General features: G+C 64.5%; 15 protein-coding genes, 1 tRNA gene and 1 riboswitch. Of the genes, 13 read left to right on the plus strand and 3 right to left on the minus strand.

Features of this window, described 5'->3' with window-relative positions; genetic code table 11:
* Nucleotides 1-15: 15 nt before the first annotated feature.
* Nucleotides 16-167, minus strand: a riboswitch (M-box (ykoK) riboswitch).
* Between the two features lie 265 nt (nucleotides 168-432).
* The 12 genes from V6584_RS03425 (at nucleotide 433) to V6584_RS03480 (ending at nucleotide 15,037) form a co-directional block, all read left to right on the plus strand.
* Nucleotides 433-1,050: an NAD(P)H-dependent oxidoreductase gene (locus tag V6584_RS03425; RefSeq protein ID WP_340469045.1), complete on the plus strand. Its 618-nt coding sequence runs from the start codon at nucleotides 433-435 to the stop codon at nucleotides 1,048-1,050.
* Nucleotides 1,047-2,246 (plus strand): glycosyltransferase family 4 protein, encoded by a 1,200-nt coding sequence (locus tag V6584_RS03430; RefSeq protein ID WP_340469046.1) that lies wholly within the window; start codon nucleotides 1,047-1,049, stop codon nucleotides 2,244-2,246. The genes V6584_RS03425 and V6584_RS03430 overlap by 4 nt, the downstream gene beginning before the upstream one ends.
* A 9-nt stretch (nucleotides 2,247-2,255) precedes the next feature.
* On the plus strand, nucleotides 2,256-5,471 hold the full coding sequence (locus V6584_RS03435; protein WP_340469048.1) for a UPF0182 family membrane protein: 3,216 nt from the start codon (nucleotides 2,256-2,258) through the stop codon (nucleotides 5,469-5,471).
* Nucleotides 5,472-5,588: 117 nt separating this feature from the next.
* Nucleotides 5,589-6,188 (plus strand): aminoacyl-tRNA hydrolase, encoded by a 600-nt coding sequence (gene pth / locus V6584_RS03440; RefSeq protein WP_340469049.1) that lies wholly within the window; start codon nucleotides 5,589-5,591, stop codon nucleotides 6,186-6,188.
* Nucleotides 6,178-9,744 carry a transcription-repair coupling factor gene (gene mfd, locus V6584_RS03445; protein ID WP_340469050.1) on the plus strand — a complete coding sequence of 1,189 codons (3,567 nt, stop codon included), beginning with the start codon at nucleotides 6,178-6,180 and terminating at the stop codon, nucleotides 9,742-9,744. Before pth ends, mfd begins: the two co-directional genes overlap by 11 nt.
* A gap of 203 nt (nucleotides 9,745-9,947) precedes the next feature.
* The gene (eno, locus tag V6584_RS03450) at nucleotides 9,948-11,243 is read left to right on the plus strand and encodes a phosphopyruvate hydratase (protein ID WP_340469051.1); all 1,296 of its coding nucleotides are present in this window, start codon (nucleotides 9,948-9,950) and stop codon (nucleotides 11,241-11,243) included.
* 106 nt (nucleotides 11,244-11,349) lie between these two features.
* Entirely contained in the window at nucleotides 11,350-11,934 is a 585-nt protein-coding gene (locus tag V6584_RS03455; RefSeq protein ID WP_340469052.1) for an FtsB family cell division protein, read from the plus strand.
* A gap of 70 nt (nucleotides 11,935-12,004) precedes the next feature.
* Nucleotides 12,005-12,691: a DUF501 domain-containing protein gene (locus V6584_RS03460; protein WP_340486196.1), complete on the plus strand. Its 687-nt coding sequence runs from the start codon at nucleotides 12,005-12,007 to the stop codon at nucleotides 12,689-12,691.
* A 68-nt stretch (nucleotides 12,692-12,759) separates the two neighbouring features.
* On the plus strand, nucleotides 12,760-13,761 hold the full coding sequence (locus V6584_RS03465) for a Ppx/GppA phosphatase family protein (protein ID WP_340469054.1): 1,002 nt from the start codon (nucleotides 12,760-12,762) through the stop codon (nucleotides 13,759-13,761).
* Nucleotides 13,762-13,849: 88 nt separating this feature from the next.
* Nucleotides 13,850-13,932 (plus strand) — tRNA-Leu (locus V6584_RS03470).
* 114 nt (nucleotides 13,933-14,046) lie between these two features.
* Complete coding sequence (locus V6584_RS03475; protein ID WP_340469055.1) at nucleotides 14,047-14,457, plus strand: FKBP-type peptidyl-prolyl cis-trans isomerase; 411 nt, start codon at nucleotides 14,047-14,049, stop codon at nucleotides 14,455-14,457.
* A gap of 100 nt (nucleotides 14,458-14,557) precedes the next feature.
* Nucleotides 14,558-15,037, plus strand: a complete 480-nt coding sequence (locus V6584_RS03480) for a GreA/GreB family elongation factor (protein ID WP_340469056.1) — start codon at nucleotides 14,558-14,560, stop codon at nucleotides 15,035-15,037.
* 222 nt (nucleotides 15,038-15,259) lie between these two features.
* Here the strand turns inward: V6584_RS03480 and trhA are convergent, their stop codons facing one another.
* A complete protein-coding gene (gene trhA, locus V6584_RS03485; protein ID WP_340469057.1) occupies nucleotides 15,260-16,207 on the minus strand; it encodes a PAQR family membrane homeostasis protein TrhA in 948 nt (315 codons plus the stop codon).
* Nucleotides 16,208-16,403: 196 nt separating this feature from the next.
* On the opposite strand from trhA, the gene V6584_RS03490 reads away from it, so the two are divergent.
* Complete coding sequence (locus tag V6584_RS03490) at nucleotides 16,404-17,891, plus strand: sensor histidine kinase (RefSeq protein WP_340469058.1); 1,488 nt, start codon at nucleotides 16,404-16,406, stop codon at nucleotides 17,889-17,891.
* A 126-nt stretch (nucleotides 17,892-18,017) separates the two neighbouring features.
* Here V6584_RS03490 and V6584_RS03495 read toward each other — a convergent pair whose 3' ends face one another.
* Complete coding sequence (locus V6584_RS03495; protein ID WP_340469060.1) at nucleotides 18,018-18,296, minus strand: WhiB family transcriptional regulator; 279 nt, start codon at nucleotides 18,294-18,296, stop codon at nucleotides 18,018-18,020.
* 96 nt (nucleotides 18,297-18,392) lie between these two features.
* Nucleotides 18,393-20,570 (minus strand): FtsK/SpoIIIE domain-containing protein, encoded by a 2,178-nt coding sequence (locus V6584_RS03500; protein ID WP_340469061.1) that lies wholly within the window; start codon nucleotides 20,568-20,570, stop codon nucleotides 18,393-18,395.

Genomic DNA, 20,570 nt, shown 5'->3' on the forward strand with positions numbered 1-20,570 from the left:
TGGCATGACCATGGCATTCGTCACCGTTCAAGCTTCGGCTTCGCACGGTATTTGGGCTGCATTAGTCCCCGCCTTGATCCGACGGGGACTGTTGACCTGCGCGGGGTGTCTCCACCACTTTGCGGCAGCAGTCCGTGTCCGTGCGGTAGCTTCGCCTACCGACCTGACCCAATTTAAGAGCCCTCCCAACCTCCTGTCAAGCTTCTCCGAACGGTTTCTGCGTCCGGGTTGCATACTGCTCTGAAACGCCCTCCCCGGGCCTGACGGCACCTGGACGGCCGGGCGTGTCGCAGACCTTCCGTCCGCAGGCCCAATCACCCCTCAGGTCTTCGCCTGGCACAAGAATGGTGGAAGACGGCCGACCGTGCCGGGCCGGTACCGGCGGCGGTCCTGTCGTATGAGAGTTTTCGTCAGCGAAGGAGTGCAGAACAGATGAAGGTAGTGGCCGTAACCTCGAACCCGGAACCCGGCAGCCTCACCAACGCGGCCGGCAACGCCATACTCGACGGGGCCGCCGAAAGCGGGGCCATGACCGAGTTGATCGATTTGGCGGCAGAGGGTTTCAACCCGGTCTACAGCCGGGAGGACCGACTCCACTACCTGGGCAGGGGACCCGTCCCGGACGACGTGATGGCCATGCAGGCCCGGATTCGTGATGCCGATGTCCTGGCCCTGGTCTTCCCCGTCTACTGGTACACGATGCCCGCCCTCATGAAGGGTTTCCTCGATCGCGTCATCTGCCGGGGCTTTGCATACGATCCTTCAGGGGTTCCCGGCGTCCTGGCCGGCAAGGTCGTCCGCGTGGTCATGCTGACGGGGGCGGGGGAGGACTGGTACCAGTCCAGCGGCATCGGCAGGGCCCTCGAGGACCAGATATGCAAGCAGACCTTCCTCAAGTACTGCGGGGTCAAGGAGGCAGGAATCGTCTACGTGGACAACCTCACCTCCGGCGACGACAGCCCGGAAGCGAGGGCGGCGGCCGACAGGCACCTGGTCCGCCTGGCCCTGATGGGGCGCGAACTGGCCTGGTCGGGCCAGGGGGGACGATGAAGGGCCGGCCCGCCGGCCCCTGCAACCCGTCGGAGGGGAGATTGCGCATAGGCTTCGTCTTCGATGACAGCCTGGACGTCAACGACGGCGTCCAGCAGTACATCGTCACCCTGGGTCGGGAATTGTCCCGGAGGGGCCACGAAGTGCACTATCTGGTGGGCGAGACCAGACGCCATCCGGTGCCCGGCATCCACCCCCTGGCGCACAACGTCATGGTGGCCTTCAACGGGAACAGGATGAGGATCCCCCTCCCGGCCGGCCGGGGGAAAATCCGGCGGGTTCTGTCGGAGAACCCCTTCGATGTCCTCCATGTCCAGGCGCCCTACAGTCCCTTTTTGGCGGGCCGCGTCCTGGAGTCGGCAGACCCCCGGACAGGGGTGGTGGCCACATACCATATAGCCTCCACCGGCCGCCTGCAGTATGAGGCAGGCCGCCTTCTGGGTGTGGTCAACCGACGAAGCCACCGCAGGGTGGACCGCGTCATCGCGGTCTCCCCCGCTGCCGCGGCCTATGCCAGGGGAACGGCCGGGGCCGATGCCCTGGTCATACCAAACCCTGTGGATACCGCCCGGTTCAGGAGGGCCCTGGCGTATTACGGTCCTGAGCCCGTGGCCCGTCTGCGCTCGGGAGGGCCGCATGTCGTCTTCCTGGGGCGGTTCGTCGAGCGCAAGGGCCCCCAGGCGCTTCTTCGCGCCCTGGCCTGGGGGCGGCACGAGGGGGTCTTCCCACCGGGGATGCATGTGACGATGGGAGGCAGGGGTCCCCTCCTGGATGAGTGCCGTCGGATGGCCGAAGGGATCGACATGCGCGTGGACTTCCCCGGATTCATATCAGAGGCCGACAAGCCTGAACTCCTGGCCAGCGCCGATGTGGCCGTCTTCCCCTCCACCGTAGGCGAGACCTTCGGTATCGTCCTCCTGGAAGCGATGGCCTGCGGGGCCCTGATATTGGCCGGTGACAACCCGGGATACAGGTACACCCTCGAGGGTGACGACGATTCGCTCTTCCCGATCAGCGGTCCTGACGCCACAGCCGACCTGGCAAAGAAAATCGCCAGGGCCCTGGACGACCCTGCCTGGGCAGGGCGCGTCCGCGCCCGCCAGGCCGGCCTCCTGTCACACTACGAAGTGGCAAGCGTGGCGGACCGGACAGAATCCGTCTACCGGAAGGCCATCCAGGACCGGGCGACCATGTAAGCTGGGCCCATGTCCTTCTTTGATATATTCGGCGGCATGTTCGATCCCGGCGAAGACCCGGCCTCCGAAAGGCGACGCGCGGATGACGACGACCCCGTGATCATCGACGTCGAAGCCGACGAAAGTGACCGGCCCGGCAAGGCGGCGGGCGGGCCCGGACGCGCTTCCGGCCCTTCGGGCCGCCGAGGGGGCTTCACCGGTCCGGGTCTGCCCCGACTGACCAGGACGTCCGCAGGATCGGGTGGTCCCTCCCGCTGGTCCAGGATCCTCGCGGTGGCGGTCGCCGTAATCCTGGTGGTCCTGGCCCTCCTCTTCGGGCTCAGCCGGTTCATAACCGACCTCATGTGGTATTCGCAGCTCCATGCGGCCAAGGTCGTCTGGGTCCAGTTGGGCGTCAAGGTGGGACTGTGGGTTGCCTATGCCATCGTGGTGACGGCCGTAACCCTCCTCTCGGCCTTCCTGGCCATCCGTGCCAGACCCGACAACCCGGACGGTTCCACCATCCGCATCAGGGGGGATGTCATAGAGGTGGGCAAGGGGGTCACCTCCCGCAGGGCCATCCGCATCGCGGCCGTGGTCTCCCTGGCTGTGGGGATCTTCTTCGGGTCCCAGTTCAACATCGACTGGAAGCAGGTGCTCCTCCTGTTCAACGCCCAGCGGTTCGGGGTGAGCGACCCCCAGTTCGGCATCGACAACGGTTTTTACATCTTCATCCTCCCCGGCCTCAAACTCATGGCCGGCGCCCTCCTTGTCATCGTATTGGCTGCGGCCGTCTTCAGCGTGATCACGCACTTCCTCATGGGGGGCATCCGCCTGACCATGCCGGTGGGAGGCCGAGGGATCGTCGAGATGACCAAGAGGGCGCGCAGGCAGGTGGCCATCTGGCTCATCCTCCTCATGTTCGTCTGGGCCTGCAACATCGGCCTGGGTGTCTTCGACCGGCTCACGTCCGACGGCGAGAAGGTCACGGGGGCCACTTACACCTCCGTCAACGCATCCATCCCAATGACCCTGGTGGTGGCCTGTCTGGTGGCGGTCCTGGGTCTGGTCCTTGGCTTCTGGATGCTGAGCTCGCCCAGTCTGGGCGGGGGGAGGGGGCCGGCAGACGGGGTGGCCTCCTCCTTCGGACAGTGGAGGGTCCCCGTCATATCCATCGCGGCCACCGTCGTGGTCTCCATCCTGCTGGCAGGGGTCTGGCCTGCCGTCGTCCAGCGGTTCAGGGTGACCCCGAACGCCCAGGAGATGGAGTCCAAGTTCATCCAGCGCAGCATCGACTCCACGCTTAAGGCCTATGGTCTGGACAAGGTCAAGACCCAGACCTACAACGCCACCACCGAGGTCCAGGAGGGGGCCCTGGCCAACGACGCGGCGACCACGGCACAGATAAGGCTGCTTGACCCTGAAGTGGTCTCGCCCACCTTCCGCCAGCTGCAGCAGTCCAAACAGTATTACTCCTTCCAGGACACCCTGGCCGTGGACAAGTACGACATCGACGGGGTCAGCCAGGACACGGTCATCGGGGCCAGGGAGCTCGATCTGGGGGGCAACAGCCTGGACAACCGCAACTGGGTCAACGACCATACCGTATTCACCCACGGCTACGGGGTGGTGGCGGCTTACGGGAACAAGGTGACGCCGGACGGCCAGCCCGAGTTCTTCGAGCAGGACATACCCGTGCATGGCAAACTGACGGACAGCCAGCATTATGAGCCCCGCATCTACTTCTCGCCCAATGCCCCCGAGTATTCGATCGTCGGGGCCCCCAAGGGTTCCCAATCATGGGAATTCGACTATCCCACCGGTTCCAACGGGACCACGACAACCTTCAAGGGAGACGGGGGCCCCTCAGTGGGCAACTTCCTCTCGCGGGTCCTTTATGCCATCCGCTTCAGGTCCGACCAGATACTCTTCTCGGAACGGGTGACCCCCCAGTCGCAGATCCTGTACAACCGCAGTCCCAAGGACAGGGTCTCCCTTGTGGCCCCCTACCTGACCCTGGACGGCCGTGTCTACCCCGCCGTTGTGGACGGGCGGGTCAAATGGATCGTCGACGGGTACACCACCTCGGATCAGTACCCATACTCGCAGAAGGTCGATTTGGGAGAGGTCACCCAGGACACCACCACCCAGACCTCCTCTTCGGTCAAGGGGCTCAATTCCCAGGACGCCAACTACATCCGCAACTCGGTCAAGGCCACGGTCGATGCCTACGATGGTTCCGTCGACCTATATGCCTGGGATGAGAACGATCCTGTCCTCAAGGCCTGGCAGAAGGTCTTCCCGGGCAACTACAAGCCCCTCTCCTCCATGTCGGGCGATCTGATGAGCCACATGCGTTACCCCGAGAGCCTCTTCAAGGTCCAGAGGGAGCTCCTCTGCCGGTACCATGTGGATTCGGCCAGCCAGTTCTTCTCCGGTGAGGACTTCTGGCAGACCCCCACCGACCCGGCGGGAACGGCCAAGGAGAAGAACGACAAGGTGAAGCAGCCCCCTTACTATCTGACCCTGCAGACGCCGGGGACCGACCACCCGGCCTTCTCCCTCACCTCCACCTTCGTCCCGGCAGGGGAGACCACCAAGCGCGACATACTCACAGGTTTCCTGTCCGTGGATTCCGATGCGGGCGGCACCAAGGGGAAGGTGGGCCCGGATTACGGGACCATCAGGCTCATGGAACTGCCCAAGAATTCCAACATGCCCGGCCCCGGGCAGGCACAGAACAAGTTGAACTCCGATGCCGCCGTCTCCACGGAATTGAACCTCCTGCAGTCCGGGTCGACAAGCGTGAAGCGGGGCAACCTGCTGACCCTCCCCATAGGAGGCGGCCTTGTCTACATCCAGCCCGTCTACGTCCAGTCCAGCGAGAACACCAGCTTCCCCCTCCTCAAGAGGGTCCTGGTGGCCTTCGGCGACAAGGTCAGTTCGGCGGCCACGCTGGATGCCGCCCTGAACAAGACCTTCAAGGGGGATTCCGGAGCCACGGCCGGTGATGCGGCCAACAGCCGCCCAGGCCAGGGGTCCGGCGGCGACAGTGAAGGGCATCAGCCGCCGCAGGCCCCGCAGGCCGCCTCCGACTCGCTCAGGCAGGCCCTGGACAAGGCCAACAAGGCCATGCAGGATTCGGATGCCGCCCTGAAGAAGGGAGACTTCTCGGCCTACGGCCAGGCTCAGGACCGTTTGAAGGAGGCCCTCAAGGAGGCGACCGGCAGGGCACGCGGGCAGTGACCCGTCCGCCCGCCGGACCCTCCTGACCCCAGAGCGAACAGGCGCCCCCTTCCCCCCGCCCGGTCTCTCCGGGCGGATAGAATCTCAAAGGTTTGACCGACCTCAGGAGGGGTGAGCATGGCATCTGATTTCTGGCTGATCGCCGGATTGGGCAATCCCGGCGCGAAATACCAGGGGACCAGACACAACATGGGGTTCATGTGCGCGGACCTCCTCGCGCAGCGCTGGTCGGTCACCTTCGGCAACCACAAGGGGTTGGCCGAACTCGGCAAGGGGGTCATGGACCTGGGCCCGCGCAGGGAGCGGTTCTTCCTGGCCAAACCCCTCACCTTCATGAACGATTCCGGGGCCGCCGTCTCCTCCATAGTCGCCTACTATCGGATCCAACCAGAGCGTGTCGTCGTCATCCATGACGACATGGACCTGGATTTCGGCCGGATCAAGGTCAAACGTGGCGGCTCCTCCGGCGGGCACAACGGAATCCGTTCCATCGACCGCAGCCTGGGGACCAACGATTATGCACGTGTCCGTCTGGGTGTGGGTCATTCCCGCCGGGGTGCCGACGCACACCGCCAGACCGTCGACTGGGTCCTTGGGGGCTTCGGCGGGGACCAACGGCGTCAACTGCCCGACTTCCTGGCCAGGGGAGGGGATGCTGTCGAATCGGTCATCCTGGAGGGGCTGGACCGGGCCCAGGAGCGCTTCAATGCCCGCTGAGGAGCAGGAAAACAAACAGAACGTGATCGATTCAAAGGCACAAGACCCGCTTGAGGGGTCCCTCCAAGGCCTCCTGGCTGACCTCCGCGCTGATGGCGCCTTTTCCGCCCTGGTTGACGGCCGGGTGCAGGTGGCCGATTCCGCGGTGGACCCCTCCCTGGCCATCCAGGCACCCAAGGGTGTCCGCCCGGCCCTGGCCGCGGCCCTGGCCGTATCCAGGCCGGTCGTCCTCGTCGTCCCCTCGGAGCATGACGCCCAGTCCATGCTCCAGTCCATCCGTTCCTGGTATCCGGGCGATCCCGACGACCTCGCCCTCTTGCAGTCCTGGGAGACCCTGCCCCATGAGCGTCTTTCGCCCAGGGCGGATACCGTGGCCGGCAGGATGGCCGTCTTCCGCCGTCTGGCCCATCCGCAGGCCGGCGATGACCTCTTCGGCCCCATCCGTCTCCTGGTCATGCCCATCCGATCCCTCCTCCAGCCGGTGGTCGAGGGGCTGCAGGACGTGGAACCACTGGTGTTCACACAGGGAGAGGACATGCCCCTGGACCAGGCCGTGGAACGCCTGGTCCGAAATGCATACACCAGGGTCGATCTGGTCATGGAGCGAGGTCAGTTCGCAGTCAGGGGCGGCATCCTGGATGCCTTCGTGCCCACGGCCCCCCACCCGGTCCGCATCGAATTCTTCGGCGATCAGGTAGACACCATCCGCCGGTTCAACGCCTCGGACCAGCGCACCTACGGGGACCCCCTGGACAGGGTCTGGGCCACCCCCTGCCGTGAGCTCCAGCTGACCCCCGAGGTCAGGCAGAGGGCCAAGGCCCTCATCGGCAGCATCCCCAATGCAGACGACATGCTGGAGTCGATAGCCCAAGCCATACCGGTCGAAGGCATGGAGTCCCTCATGCCGGCCCTGGTGCCCCACCTGGTCCCGGTCCAGACAATGTTGCCTGAGGAGGCCATAATCCTCCTGTCGGACCCGGAGCTGCTCAGACGCTCCGCCGAGGACCTGTCCAAGACGGCCAACGAGTTTCTGGCCGCCAGCTGGCACGTGGCCGCATCCGGTCAGGGCTCCGGGGCACCTATCAGTTTCGACCAGGCCAGTTTCCTCGACTACGACGAGGTCATATCATCCCTGGAGTTCAGTCGGCACGAGGTGTGGAAACTGACCGACCTGTCGGTGGACACCGAGACCGGCGGGACGCGGATCGATGCCAGGTCGCCCGAGGAGTACAGGGGTGACGAGACCAGGGCCGCCACCGGGATCGCGGGCCTTATCGGCAGCGGGCACAGGGTGGTCGTCACGGCCCCGGCCCAGGGGACCCTCAGCAGGTTGCACAGGGCGGTGGACACGACGGGGGTCACCGGGGTGGAGTACATCCGTTCCCTGGCGGCCGACGGCTTCGTCGATGACCAGGCCCGCCTGGCCATCCTGACGGAACGGGACCTGACAGGTCATTCCGGGGTGGTAGCCGGTCAGAAGTCCTCCCGTCGCCGTCGCAAGGCCATCGATCTGACCGAGCTCAAGCCGGGCGACTACGTGGTTCATGACCAGCACGGCATCGGCCGCTATCTGGGCATGAAGCAGCGCAGCGTCGGTGTGGGTCCCAGCCGGGGCAACAGGGAGTACCTGGTCATCGAGTACGCCCCCGGCAAACGGAACGCCCCGCCGGACAAGCTCTTCGTACCGGCCGACCAGCTGGACCAGGTCAGCAAGTACATCGGTGCGGAGGTTCCCAAACTCAACAAGTTGGGCGGGTCGGACTGGTCGGCGACCAAGGCCAAGGCCCGCAAGCACGTCCACGAGATAGCCGAGGACCTGGTCAAGCTCTATTCGGCCCGTCAGCGGACCAAGGGATTCGCATTCAGCCCCGACACCCCCTGGCAGAAGGAGTTGGAAGACGCCTTCCCATACCAGGAGACCCCCGACCAGCTCACCGCCATCGACGAGGTCAAGGCCGACATGGAACGGCCGGTCCCCATGGACCGTCTCATATGCGGGGACGTCGGTTTCGGCAAGACCGAGGTGGCCATCAGGGCAGCCTTCAAGGCCGTTCAGGACGGCAAGCAGGTGGCCGTTCTGGTCCCCACGACCCTCCTGGTCCAGCAGCACTACCAGACCTTCACCGAGCGGTTCGAGGGCTTCCCCGTCGACGTGGCCGCGATGAGCCGTTTCCAGACGGCCAAGGAGAACCAGGCCACCATGGAGGGCCTGGCAACGGGACGGGTCGACGTGGTCATAGGGACCCACAAGCTGCTCAACCCCAAAATCAAGTTCAAGGACCTGGGGCTGATGATCATCGACGAGGAACAGCGCTTCGGGGTCGAGGACAAGGAGACCCTCAAGGCCGTGAGGACCAACGTGGATGTCCTCAGCCTGTCCGCAACCCCCATCCCCAGGACCCTGGAGATGGCGGTCACCGGCATCAGGGAGATGTCCACCCTGGCCACTCCCCCCGAGGACCGTCTGCCCATTCTCACCTATGTGGGCGCCTACGAGGATTCCCAAGTGACGGCGGCCATCCGCCGGGAGCTCCTCAGGGGGGGACAGGTCTTTTACATCCACAACAGGGTGGAAGACATAGCCAGGGTTGCGGCCAGGGTCCAGGAACTCGTCCCCGAGGCCCGGGTGGGTGTGGCCCACGGGAAGATGGGGGAGAGGCAACTGGACAGGATAATCCAGGACTTCTGGCATCTGGATGTGGACGTCCTGGTCTGCACCACCATCGTCGAGACCGGTCTGGATATCCCGAACGCCAACACCCTCATCGTCGACCGGGCCGACCGGTTCGGGCTCTCCCAGCTCCACCAGCTGCGCGGCAGGGTGGGGAGGGGTCGTGAACGTGCCTATGCCTACTTCCTCTATGACCCCTCCAAGCCCATGACAGAGACGGCCCACGAGCGCCTGGCCACGATCGCGCAGAACACGGCACTGGGCTCCGGATACGACGTGGCCATGAAGGACCTGGAGCTGAGGGGGACCGGAAACCTTCTGGGCGACGAACAGTCGGGACACATCGAAGGGGTCGGGTTCGACCTCTACGTGCGCATGGTGTCCGAGGCGGTCGAAGAGTACAAGGAGCCCGAGCGCAAGGAGCCCGTCACCGTCAGCATCGACCTCCCCCTGGAGGCATCGATCCCGGTCGATTACATCGACTCGGACAACCTCAGGTTGGAAGCCTACAGGAAGCTGGCTGCGGCCCGGAACGAAGAGGATCTCAAGGACCTGTACGAGGAGTTGTCGGACAGGTATGGCAGGCCCCCGGCCGAATTCGACACCCTCTTCGGCGTGGCCAGGCTCCGCTTCAAGGCCAGGGCCCTTGGAATCGCCGAAATGGCGTCACAGGGCGGCAGGGTCAGGGTCAGCCCCCTGGATATGCCCGAATCGCTGCAGGCGAGGATCTCGCGCATCTATAAGGGGAGCCGCTACCGCCCGGTCACGCACACCCTCCTGGTCCCGGCCCCCTTTGCCGGGTCCCTGGGTCAGGAGGCCATGGACTCGGGCCAGGTGCTCCAGTGGGCCGACCAGCTGCTGGATGACCTTTCCTGGAACCATTGACGGTTCCGCCGGCATCTGCCGGCACCTTCGAGCCGCATGGGCCTGGGTCCGCCTCGGGAGGGGCCCGGCCGCTCCCACTTAGGTCCGGAGGGCGGTCCGGAGGCGGCGGTGGCGGACGCGGATGCCTGCGGACGGGTTTGCCCATCGTCCAACAAAAGAACTATCCTTAAAGAGTCAACCAACAACAGTCTTAAGGAGCGGTTGTGGCAGCAATTGAAAGCGTGTTTGCACGCGAGATTCTTGATTCCAGGGGCAATCCTACCGTTGAGGTGGTCCTGCAGACCGACGACGGCGCAGAAGGCCGCGGCCTGGTGCCCTCCGGCGCTTCGACCGGTGAGGCCGAGGCCTGGGAGCGTCGCGATGGCGACAAGAAGCGTTACCAGGGCAAGGGTGTCCTCGACGCGGTCAAGGCCGTGAACGAGACCATCGCCCCCAACGTCATCGGCATGGACGCCACCGATCAGCGCGCCCTTGACGAGACCATGATCGACCTGGACGGCACCCCCAACAAGGGCAAGCTGGGCGCAAACGCCATCCTGGGCGTCTCCCTGGCGGCCCTGTACGCCGCCGCCGAGTCCGCAGACCTGCCCCTGTACAGGTACCTTGGCGGCACCAACGGGCATATCCTGCCCGTGCCCAACATGAACATCATGAACGGCGGAGCCCATGCCGATTTCGCCACCGACATCCAGGAGTACATGATCTCCCCCTACGGGTTCGACTCCTACAGGGAGGCCCTGCGCGCAGGCGTCGAGGTCTACCACACCCTCAAGGGCATCCTGAAGAAGGACGGCCATGAGACCGGCCTGGGCGACGAAGGCGGCTTCGCCCCCAAGATGAAGTCCAATGAGGACTCCCTCAAGTACATCATGGATGCCATCAGCCAGGCCGGATACGAGCCCGGCAAGCAGATCGGCCTCTGCCTGGATGTGGCCTCCTCGGAGTTCTACAACAAGGAGACCGACAGGTATCACTTCGATGGCGAGGACCGTGATGCCGACTACATGCTGGACTACTACCAGCGTCTGGTCGAGAAGTACCCCCTGGTCTCCATCGAGGACCCCTTCGCCGAGGAGGATTGGGGCGCCTGGCAGAAGATCACCGCAGCCATGGGCGACCGCCTGCAGTTCGTGGGCGACGACCTCCTGGTGACCAACCCCAAGAGGCTGCAGAAGGGCATCGACCTCAAGGCCGCCAACTCCCTCCTGGTCAAGCTCAACCAGATCGGCACCGTCACCGAGACCCTGGACGCCATCGAGCTGGCCACCGCCAACGGGTTCACCTCCATGGTCTCCCACCGTTCCGGTGAGACCTCCGACACCACGATCGCCGATCTGGCCGTGGCCAAGAACACCCGTCAGATCAAGACCGGTGCCCCGGCCCGTGGCGAGCGCATCGCCAAGTACAACCGCCTCCTGGAGATCGAGGAGGAGCTGGGCTCCACGGCCGAGTACGCCGGTTACAGCGCCTTCAAGGCCTGCAAGAAGTACACGAAGTGAGCTTCCACTTCGATTAGACGGGTCGGACCGGGCCTGTGAACGCCCGGTCCGACCGGTCTTGCCCGTGGCTGCCGCAGGGTCGGCTGCCACGGGTATTTTTATGGGTATGAGCAAGCGCAAGACAGACAGACAGGGCGGCACCAGGGCCCCGCAGGATTCCAAGCGGGCCGGAGGCGGAAGCTCGGCCGGTCCCATATCCTTCTTTTTGGCGGTGATCATCATGGTGCTCGGCCTGATCCAACTGGCCGCCACCTTCCACAATTACGCCATCAATCTCTCGCAGCTCAACGCCTTGAAGAATCAGCAGGCGGCCCTCATCGCCCAGAAGCAAGACCTGGAGAACCAGATCCAGCGATGGGATGACAAGGCCTACGTCACGGCTCAGGCCCGCGAGCGCCTGGGGTTCGTCTTTCCGGGCGAGCAGGCCATCAGGGTCCTCCACGCGGACGCCCTGGCTTCTGAAAGCAAGGACCAGGATGAGGGGAAGGGGGCCGACGCCCCCCACCAGAACGCCCTGCCCTGGTACCAGGAGCTGGCGTACTCCTTCAAGAAGGCCGACCAGAAGCCTGCTCGAGAACCCGCACAATCAGAGGGAAAGGCCCCCAAGGAGGGCGGGAAGGGCGACCAGGCGCCCGGTACCCAACAGGAGGACCAGGCGAAAGGCGACCCCAGTGGTTCCAAGGCCGGGTGAGATCTGAACCGGCCGGAGGGCGGTTTTGAACAGTCAATGTCATACGGGAAACGCGAAAGGAATCGCTGCAGTGGAGGAAGCAGGCGTGACGGGTGAACCCATGGGGTCCGAAGGTCGTCAGGAGGCTGAGGCTCCAGGCCCTAAAGGGACCGATTCCACCGTTTGGGTGGAAGGGTTGGTGGAAGACCTGCTGGCCCACCCGGCGACCGACCGCCAGGTGGAGGTCGTGGAGGCACAACTGGACAGGTTCCCCAGGGGGATGGTGGCCGTGGGGGCGCGGTGCGTCTGCGGCAACCCCCTGGCCGTGGTCACCCGTCCCCGCCTGCCTGATGGCACGCCCTTCCCCACAACCTGCTATCTGACTTCGCCGGAGGCCGTGAAGGCCGTTTCCCGCCTGGAGGCCGACGGGTCCATGGCCCGCTACACCCTCCTGATCGGGCAGGACGCTCGGATTGCACAGGAGTATGCCCGGGCGCATGCCGTCTATCTGGCCTTCCGCCATGCCCTGGCCGACCGCCTGGGGGACGAGGAGGGGAGGATAGCCGGTGTGAGTGCGGGCGGCATGCCGATCCGGGTCAAGTGCCTGCACGCCTTGGTGGCCCAATCATTGGTCATGGGGGAGGGGGTCAACCCCATCGGCGATATGGCCTTGGACCGGATCCGGACCGATTTCGACCCCTCCGTCTGCCGGTGTGCGGACCCCTGGCCGGGCCTGGCCGGCAGACAGTCCCATGAGGGAGGGGCCAGGCTGGGATGATGAACCGGCCGGACCTGAGAGCCGTCGTCAGCTCAGGCGGATGTGACATGGTGGAAGGGATGCAGAGGATGAATCAGGTAACGGTGGCCGGGGTGGACTGCGGCACCAATTCCATAAGACTCCTGGTGGCACAGGTGGATGGGAGGAGCATGCGGCCTGTCACCCCACGCCTGATGAGGGTGATCAGGCTGGGTCAGGGTGTGGACTCCACCCACCGTTTCAGCGAGGAGGCCCTGGACAGGGCCTATCAGGCGGCCGGGGAATTCGCCCGGGTCCTTGAGGAGCACCCTGTGGACGGCATCCGCTTCGTGGCCACATCGGCCACAAGGGATGCAAGCAACCGCGAGGAATTCGAAGAGGGAATCGACAGGATACTGGGTGTCCGCCCGGAGGTCATCAGTGGCCGCGAAGAGGCGGCCCTGAGCTTCCTCGGGGCGGTCAGCGTCTTGGAATCGAGCGGACAGGCCCTGCCGCCCGCCCCCTATATGGTGGTGGACCTGGGCGGGGGTTCCACCGAGCTGGTCGTAGGGGGCGACGGCCGTCAGGCCCCGGTCGACCGGGCCCAGACCGCCTACTCCATGGACATCGGATCGGTCAGGATGACGGAGCGGCACCTCCTGAGCGACCCTCCGACCGGTCAGGAGGTGGACCGGGCCCTCAAGGATGTGGATGACCATATAGACCAGGCCTTCTCCCGCCTGCCCATCAGCCAGGTACGGACCCTCATCGGGGTCTCGGGCACGGTGACCACGATGAGCTCCCTGGCCATGGGGGCCACCGAATACAATCCTTCGGGCGCCGACGGCCATCTCATTGCCGTGGACAAGGTAAAGCAGGAGGACGACAGGGTCCTGCACATGACCCGGCAGGAACGCTCCCGTCTCAAACCCATACACCCGGGCAGGGTGGATGTGATAGGCGGGGGGGCGCTCATCTGGACCCGCCTCCTGGAGCGGTTGGACCAGTCCAACCCCCGGGTCCTGGAAGGGAACACATACATAGCCAGCAGTCATGGTCTTTTGGACGGGATAGTCCTGGACTATGGGCGCCGTCTTCTGGCTGCGGCGTGACGCGGGGGAGGGAAGGATCCGTCCTTGACAGGGCCCTTGCAGGGCCCTTCTGCCCCCTCCCCGTGTAATATGGGCTGTATGCCCATCGGCCCCGGTGGCGAAATGGCAGACGCACCGGACTTAAAATCCGCCGCCCTTACGGGCATGTGGGTTCGATTCCCACCCGGGGCACCGATGAAGGGTGGATGTTGCGGCATCGTGCCCCAACGGAGGGGATGATTTGAGTCCGTTGGCAGGACAGGCTAATCTGGTAGCCTGATGGAATTACATGAAGGAGAATCGTCTATGAGTGCCCAGTCCATGCCCGAGGTGAACGCCGAGTTCGGGGCCCTGCCTCAGATCGTCTTCGGCGAAGATCAGGCCCCCCAGGGCTTGCGCACCGTTGAGCTCGTCGAGGGAGATGGCCCTGTGGTGCGTAGGGGAGACACCGTGACCGTCAACTACCACGGTGTCGTGTGGGGGTCGGGCAAGGCCTTCGATTCCAGCTTCGAGCGTCATCAGCCAGCCAGCTTCGGCATCGGGGTGGGTCAGGTCATCAAGGGGTGGGATCAGAGCGTGCCCGGGCATAACGTGGGTTCGCGCCTTGTCGTCTCCATTCCCCCAGAGTACGGGTATGGCAGCCGGGGGGTTCCCCAGGCCGGCATCGGCGGAGGCGACACCCTGGTGTTCGTCATCGACATCATATCGACGCGCTGACCGTACAGCGCCCGTGGCGCCGGTGAGGGCCGGCGCTTTTCTATATCCCGCACAACGGCCAGTCCGGGGTGGGACAGCAATCGGCAATGAAGGAGGAACAATGGCTGAGGAAAAGACAATCCTGCTGACACAAGCCGCCTATGACAGGATGCAGGAAGAGCTCGACCACCGTCAGGGGGAGTATCGTGACGAGATCACGGAGCGCATCGCAGCGGCCCGCGCAGAAGGTGATCTGAGTGAGAACGGGGGCTATCAGGCCGCCCGTGAGGAGCAGGGGAAGAACGAGGGCAGGATCAACGAGCTGATTGTGAAACTGCGCAACGCCAAGATCCTCAAGGCCCCCCGGGCTGGCAAGGTGGGCAACGGATCCCTGGTCACATTGGACCTGGCAGGCAATGAAATGGTCTGCGTCCTGGGGTCGCGTGACATCGCAATCGCCACGGACTACGACGTGATCAGCCCCGAATCGCCCATCGGAGCTGCCATCATGGGGGCCAAGAACGGTGACACCGTCTCCTACAAGGCGCCCAACGGGAAGGACATCTCCGTGACCATCAAGGATGCCCGTCCCCTCAAGTAGAAGTCTCGCTCCTGTAGAAGCACCCGGAAGAATCGATCTGACGGCGGCTCCCAGCGTCGGAAGCCGCCGTTTCGCCCCTTCGGATATGCAGGAGAAGTGATGACTGCATCCTGCCGGGAGGCCCCTGTGCGGGGAACCGGTCCGGGGGAGGATCATGAAGCCCGATCCCTACATCGGGAGGCTGGGGGACTCGGAAGAGGCGGCAGGGGGGAGACCCCCCGCCTATCTCAGGTTGCAGACCACCAGGAAGATGGCGACCACATGGCAGGCGTAACCTGCCACGGTCCCGCAGTGGAATATCTCGTGGAAACCGAATACGGTTGGCCAGGGGTCAGGACGGCGCAGCCCATAGACGATTGCCCCTGCGATATAGCAGAGACCGCCGGCCACTATCAGCCAGACCACAGGGGGGCCGGCCACGGGTGAGGTCCAGAACAGGCCGAGGAATCCCACTCCGGACACGCCGAAGATGACATAGACCAGGGTGTAGAGCCATCGGGGGGCATCGATCCAGACCACATGGACCAGCATCGCCACCAGGGTGCAGGACCACATTCCTATCAGGATCACCCTCCTCCAGAAGGTGTCCAGGGCGAAGGAGATGGGTGTGTAGGTACCCGCTATGAGCAGGAAGATGTTGACGTGGTCGAAACGACGGAGCACATCGGTGACGTGGGGTGACCAGTCACCCAGATGATAGAAGGCCGAGTTGCCGAAGAGGGCCAGGGAGCAGGCCATGAAGACCGCACAGGCCCATTTGAGCTGACTGCCCGGACTCAGGCAGATCAGGACAATGCCCGCCGCCAGGGCCAGGGGGGCGGCCACGGCGTGAATCCAACCGCGTAGGAGGGGCTTGGGTCTGCCATGGACGTCCAGTCTGACCTTCCGCTCGATTTCGTCGGTGGTCAGGCCCTCTATCTTGGAGGCCTTGGCTTCGGCCTTGGCCATTATCCTCGCCGCCTTGACCCTGGCCTTGGCCCTGACCGCATCCGCCCTGGCGCTCAGGTGGGCCTCCCTGGCCAATTCGGCATCCCGACGCAGGTAGAGGAGCTCCTGCCGGCGTTGTGCACGTCTGGTCTCCAGGTCGGCATCAGGGTTGGAGGGGCCGTCGGCAGGCCTGTCGCCGTCTGTGCCATCCCCTGCCGGGTCGGTACCGGTCTCGCTCGTCATGGCTCTCCTTTGCCGGACCCTTGCGGTCCACGTGGTCCTTCTGCCTGACGGCCCCGAACGGACCATCCGTTGACCCAGCGTACTCTTCCCAGATTTCACCTCAACGGCGACCTGCCGCCGTCCGGGCTTTCCTGAGGCCGTCTCGCCTCCGGCGGAGCCAGTCCTGTGGCTCCGTCCTGTCGGTATGATGGTGGCTATGGCAGATTTTTCAGAGATACTGGCTTCCTGTGACGGACTTGACGAGGGGGACCGGGAGTGGCTCCACCACCTGGTGGCGGATTGGCAGGTCATCGCCGATCTGAGCTTCGCCGACCTCCTTCTCCTTCTGCGGACCAAGGGGGGTGGATATGTCGTGGCCGACCAGTGCCGGCCCTCGACCGTTATGTCCCTGCGCAACGATGACGTGGTCGGGCGGACCCTTCCCCAGGAGGAGGTGGGCGAGCTGGAACGTGCCATGGCCTCCAAGGCCGTCCTGAGGTCCAACAGGTTGAAGATCATCGGCAAGGCGACGGTCTGCGATGTCTACGCCCCCATCCGTCATCAGGGCAAGACCCTGGGTCTGGTCGTCAGGGAGACCAACATGGCAACCAGGGAGTCCAACGGCCGATACGAGAGCGAGAGCATCAACGCCGGCAAGGAACTCTTCGGGATGATCACCCGGGGGCAGTTCCCTTACTCGGATTCCGTGCTCAACCAACGTCACAACGCCAGGGTGGCCGACGGTTTCTTCATTCTGACGGCCGGGGGGATCGTCCGCTATGCCTCGCCCAACGCCATAAGCTGCTTCCGTCGCCTGGGTTCCGTCCAGACCATGTCCGGGCAGTATCTGAGCGAGATAGGCACCTCCCTTTTGAGGAAGAACGACCCGGTCCCAGACTCCCTTCCCCTGGTGCTGACAGGCAAGGCGGCGGTCGATTCGGAGCTCGACGCCAACGGCTCGGCCGTATCCATGCGTTCCCTCCCCCTGTACGGCAAGGACGGACGGACCGGTGCCATCGTCCTGTGCAGGGACGTGACAGAGCTCAGACGACGTGAGAAGGAACTGCAGACAAAGGACGCGACCATCCTCGAAATCCACCACAGGGTCAAGAACAACCTTCAGGCCGTCTCCGCCCTGCTCAGGCTCCAGGCCAGGAGGACCAAGTCCGAGGAGGTCCGCAAGGAGCTCGAGGAGGCCCAGCGCAGGGTGCAGACCATAGCCGTCGTCCACGAGGGACTCAGCCAGACGGCGGACGAGATAGTCGACTTCGACAAGGTGATATCCAACCTGATCAAGATGAGCGTGGATCTGGCCACGACCGGGGACCAGCACATAACCATCTCCTACGTGGGCAAGTTCGGCATGATGCCGGCCCAGGATGCCACCCCCCTCTCCCTGGTCCTGACGGAGCTGGTCAACAACGCCGTGGAACACGGCTTCGAGGGGCGCAGCCGGGGGCATATCACGATATCCGTGGGGCGCGGAGGCAACAATCTCAACGTCGTGGTGGAGGATGACGGCAACGGCTACCACACCGAGTCGGACGACGGCAAGGCCCGTTCATATGGTTCCGGCCTGGGGTCGCAGATCATCAACACCTTCGTCACCAATGACTTCGGCGGCACGGTCAAGTGGGAACCCCGGCGGGATGGGGGGACCAGGGTGGTCATCAACATCAAACTGCGCGTGGCGCAGGAATCCTGACCTCAGGTCCCGTCCGGCAGGGACTTGATCAGAAAAGGCGGATGGACACCGTGACAGGCACGGCATCCATCCGCCTTTGCAGACATCTCAAACGCGCTCGCTCAGGACGGGACCGCCGCCCTGGCTTCAGGACTGCATTTGCATGGCCTGGGAGCGACGGGCACGCATGGCACGGCGCTTCAGCGCCCTGCGCTCATCCTCGCTCATGCCACCCCAGACCCCGTAATCCTGATTGGTATCCAGGGCGCACTTCAGGCAGGCGTCAATGACCTTGCAGGTGCGGCAGACGGCCTTGGCCTCCTCGATCTGTTGGTAGGCGGCACCTGTGTTTCCTACCGGGAAGAAAAGCTCCGGATCCTTGTCACGACACGCTGCCTTTGCCCGCCAGTCGAAAGCACTGCTCATTTGCCATTCCTCCCAAGCCTCAGGTTGACCTAGCTTCTCAATCTTGCTGTTAACAGAAAAGCACGATTGAGAGGTTTTTTCAAGACCCTTTTCAGATTATCCGCTGGGAAAACACTGAACAATCTGGGCGTGTCCATTCTGGATCAAGATGCAACGGCCGGGGATCCCCGCCTGGGCCAACCGGGAAGAACGAAGGTGGGAGGCGGGTATTCCGGCTGCCAGGTCGGCGCCTCGTTCACCATAGGGGAACACGATTTTCGTTCCGTACCTTTCCGCCCTCCTGAGGGCGGCAGGGGAGTCCAGGGCGATGACGACGGTCACATCCTGCCGGTTGAGGGCCTCTTCCAGCTTGATTGCCGTCGCTTCTCGGTTCATCGGGTCGAGCAGGTCGTCACCGTTATCCACCAGCCATATCAGACCTGAGACCAGTGGAGGAGGTCCCGCAGGCACCTCCACCCCTGAAGCTTCACGGCCTTCCGGCGGTGGGCCATCATATCCAGGTCGGCCTGCCGGGCGGCTGCCCCACCTCCTGCCCTCCTGCAGGGGTTCCGCCTTCCCCCTGTCACCTTCGAGGTTCCAGATCCTGGTTGAATGGCCTCCAGCATGAAGTTCTGTCACCGCCAGAGGAAGGCGCGGCGTTCCGCCGGCTTCGGGGGACCGATGGGCCCCCTTCAGAGCCTTACCCACCAGGGCGATGAGAGTGCTCTTGCCCCGCCCCTGCCCCCCGATCAGGGCCATGTTTCCGCGAAGGGTCAGGTGGCAGGGGCGCAAACGGATTCCGTCATCCTGCAATCCCAGTGTGACGGCGGGGGCCTGGTCAGCAGGCAGGCGGGGGAGGTCGGTCCACCCGCTGCAGGAAGCCGCAGGATAAGCCTGGAGGGTGGGCAGTTTGGAGGGCAGGGGGGCGGAAAAGAGTTTGGCAGGCCTGGGCAGACCCTCGAATCTCATGGCTCGGTCTATTTGGCGGATGAGGCAGGCCGGGTCTGAAGACCTGGCGCATCGGAAGAGTATGGGCCCCTCGCCCCTGTCGCAGAAGCCGACCCCAGGAATGGAGGGGCTGAGGAGGGCCGCACAGTCTGACCCCAGCAATTCCCGCGATTGCAGGGGGTCCCTGACCCGAAGGCAGAGGTTCAGATTCATGTTGGCCTTCATCTGGCTGCCGATCTGTCCCATGGGCTGCTGTGTGCAGGCTATCAGGTTCATCCCGAGCGATCGTCCCTGGGAGGCCAGCTGGACCAGATGTTCAAGATATTCGGGAAGTTGCCTGCGAAGGGACTGGAATTCATCGATGATGACGAAGAGGCGGGGAGGCGGCTCGTCCAGCTCTGACGCATCGGCCACACCGCCCGCAGCCACCAGGCCCTCCCGCCGTTTCAGCTCCTCTTCGATCCCCCTCAGGGCCCTGACGGCATGGTCCAGGTCCAGGTCGTTTACGCATCCGACAGTATGGGGGAGATCGGCCAGCCTGTTGAAACCTGACCCTCCCTTGAAGTCGAGGAGGACGAAATTGAGTTTGAGGGGGGACAACCTGCAGGCCAATGACAGGCACCAGGTCTGCAGGAGGATGGATTTGCCCGAGCCGGTCGTACCTGCCACGAGGGCATGAGGGCCGTCGACCGGAAGATCGATGGCGAAGGTCCCGCCCCCGGGTAGGGAGCCTATGGGGACCCCGTAGGAATCCGCACATAGGACCCCCTTCGGGCACTTCGGCCGGGACCGAAGGTCCGACAGGGACCAATTGCGGACCACCTGCTGCCAGGTGGGTGCCTCGCCCAAGGTCCGTTTGCGGCGGGTCTGCCGGCCGGCTCCCCATTGTGAGGTGCCTTCGGAATCCTCCCAATGCAAGAGGAGCGTTTCCAGACTGACCGCGGGGGGTTGACTCCCGCCTTCATCCCGCACCTGCCCCAGGTCTTCGTCCCCTGCCAGACGGCCGGTGCCCCGCCCGACAGATCCCAGGCCACCTGGTGGGCGGGGAGGGCCGCCCACCCTGCCGGCAGTGTGCAAGGCCAGGGCGGTCGCGCTGAGCATGCCGGGAAGTATGAAGGCCAAAGCCGTCCATTCCCCCTGTCTGACGAGGAGGATGGCGACGATCAGCTGGGCCAGGGGTGAGCCCCACCGGCTGATCGCGAGGAGACCGTCGGAGAAAGACCCCCGGCCATCGCTCCGGCCGGGGGGCCGCACTCCTGAGGGGGACCGCCCTTTCCCCTTGCGGGACCTGCCGGGTCCACTGGCCTGCGGGGCATGTCCGCGTCTTGTCAACTGGAAGAAGGTCAT

The organism is Bifidobacterium favimelis, assembly GCF_037963085.1.
Classification (GTDB): domain Bacteria; phylum Actinomycetota; class Actinomycetes; order Actinomycetales; family Bifidobacteriaceae; genus Bombiscardovia; species Bombiscardovia favimelis.

Bases quoted from the DNA above. Each gene is read 5' to 3' on its own strand.
- V6584_RS03425 (WP_340469045.1), top strand. From the start codon at position 433: ATGAAGGTAGTGGCCGTAACCTCGAACCCGGAACCCGGCAGCCTCACC.
- V6584_RS03430 (WP_340469046.1), top strand. From the start codon at position 1,047: ATGAAGGGCCGGCCCGCCGGCCCCTGCAACCCGTCGGAGGGGAGATTG.
- V6584_RS03435 (WP_340469048.1), top strand. From the start codon at position 2,256: ATGTCCTTCTTTGATATATTCGGCGGCATGTTCGATCCCGGCGAAGAC.
- pth (WP_340469049.1), top strand. From the start codon at position 5,589: ATGGCATCTGATTTCTGGCTGATCGCCGGATTGGGCAATCCCGGCGCG.
- mfd (WP_340469050.1), top strand. From the start codon at position 6,178: ATGCCCGCTGAGGAGCAGGAAAACAAACAGAACGTGATCGATTCAAAG.
- V6584_RS03455 (WP_340469052.1), top strand. From the start codon at position 11,350: ATGAGCAAGCGCAAGACAGACAGACAGGGCGGCACCAGGGCCCCGCAG.
- V6584_RS03465 (WP_340469054.1), top strand. From the start codon at position 12,760: ATGAATCAGGTAACGGTGGCCGGGGTGGACTGCGGCACCAATTCCATA.
- V6584_RS03475 (WP_340469055.1), top strand. From the start codon at position 14,047: ATGAGTGCCCAGTCCATGCCCGAGGTGAACGCCGAGTTCGGGGCCCTG.
- V6584_RS03480 (WP_340469056.1), top strand. From the start codon at position 14,558: ATGGCTGAGGAAAAGACAATCCTGCTGACACAAGCCGCCTATGACAGG.
- trhA (WP_340469057.1), bottom strand. From the start codon at position 16,207: ATGACGAGCGAGACCGGTACCGACCCGGCAGGGGATGGCACAGACGGC.
- V6584_RS03490 (WP_340469058.1), top strand. From the start codon at position 16,404: ATGGCAGATTTTTCAGAGATACTGGCTTCCTGTGACGGACTTGACGAG.
- V6584_RS03495 (WP_340469060.1), bottom strand. From the start codon at position 18,296: ATGAGCAGTGCTTTCGACTGGCGGGCAAAGGCAGCGTGTCGTGACAAG.
- V6584_RS03500 (WP_340469061.1), bottom strand. From the start codon at position 20,570: ATGACCTTCTTCCAGTTGACAAGACGCGGACATGCCCCGCAGGCCAGT.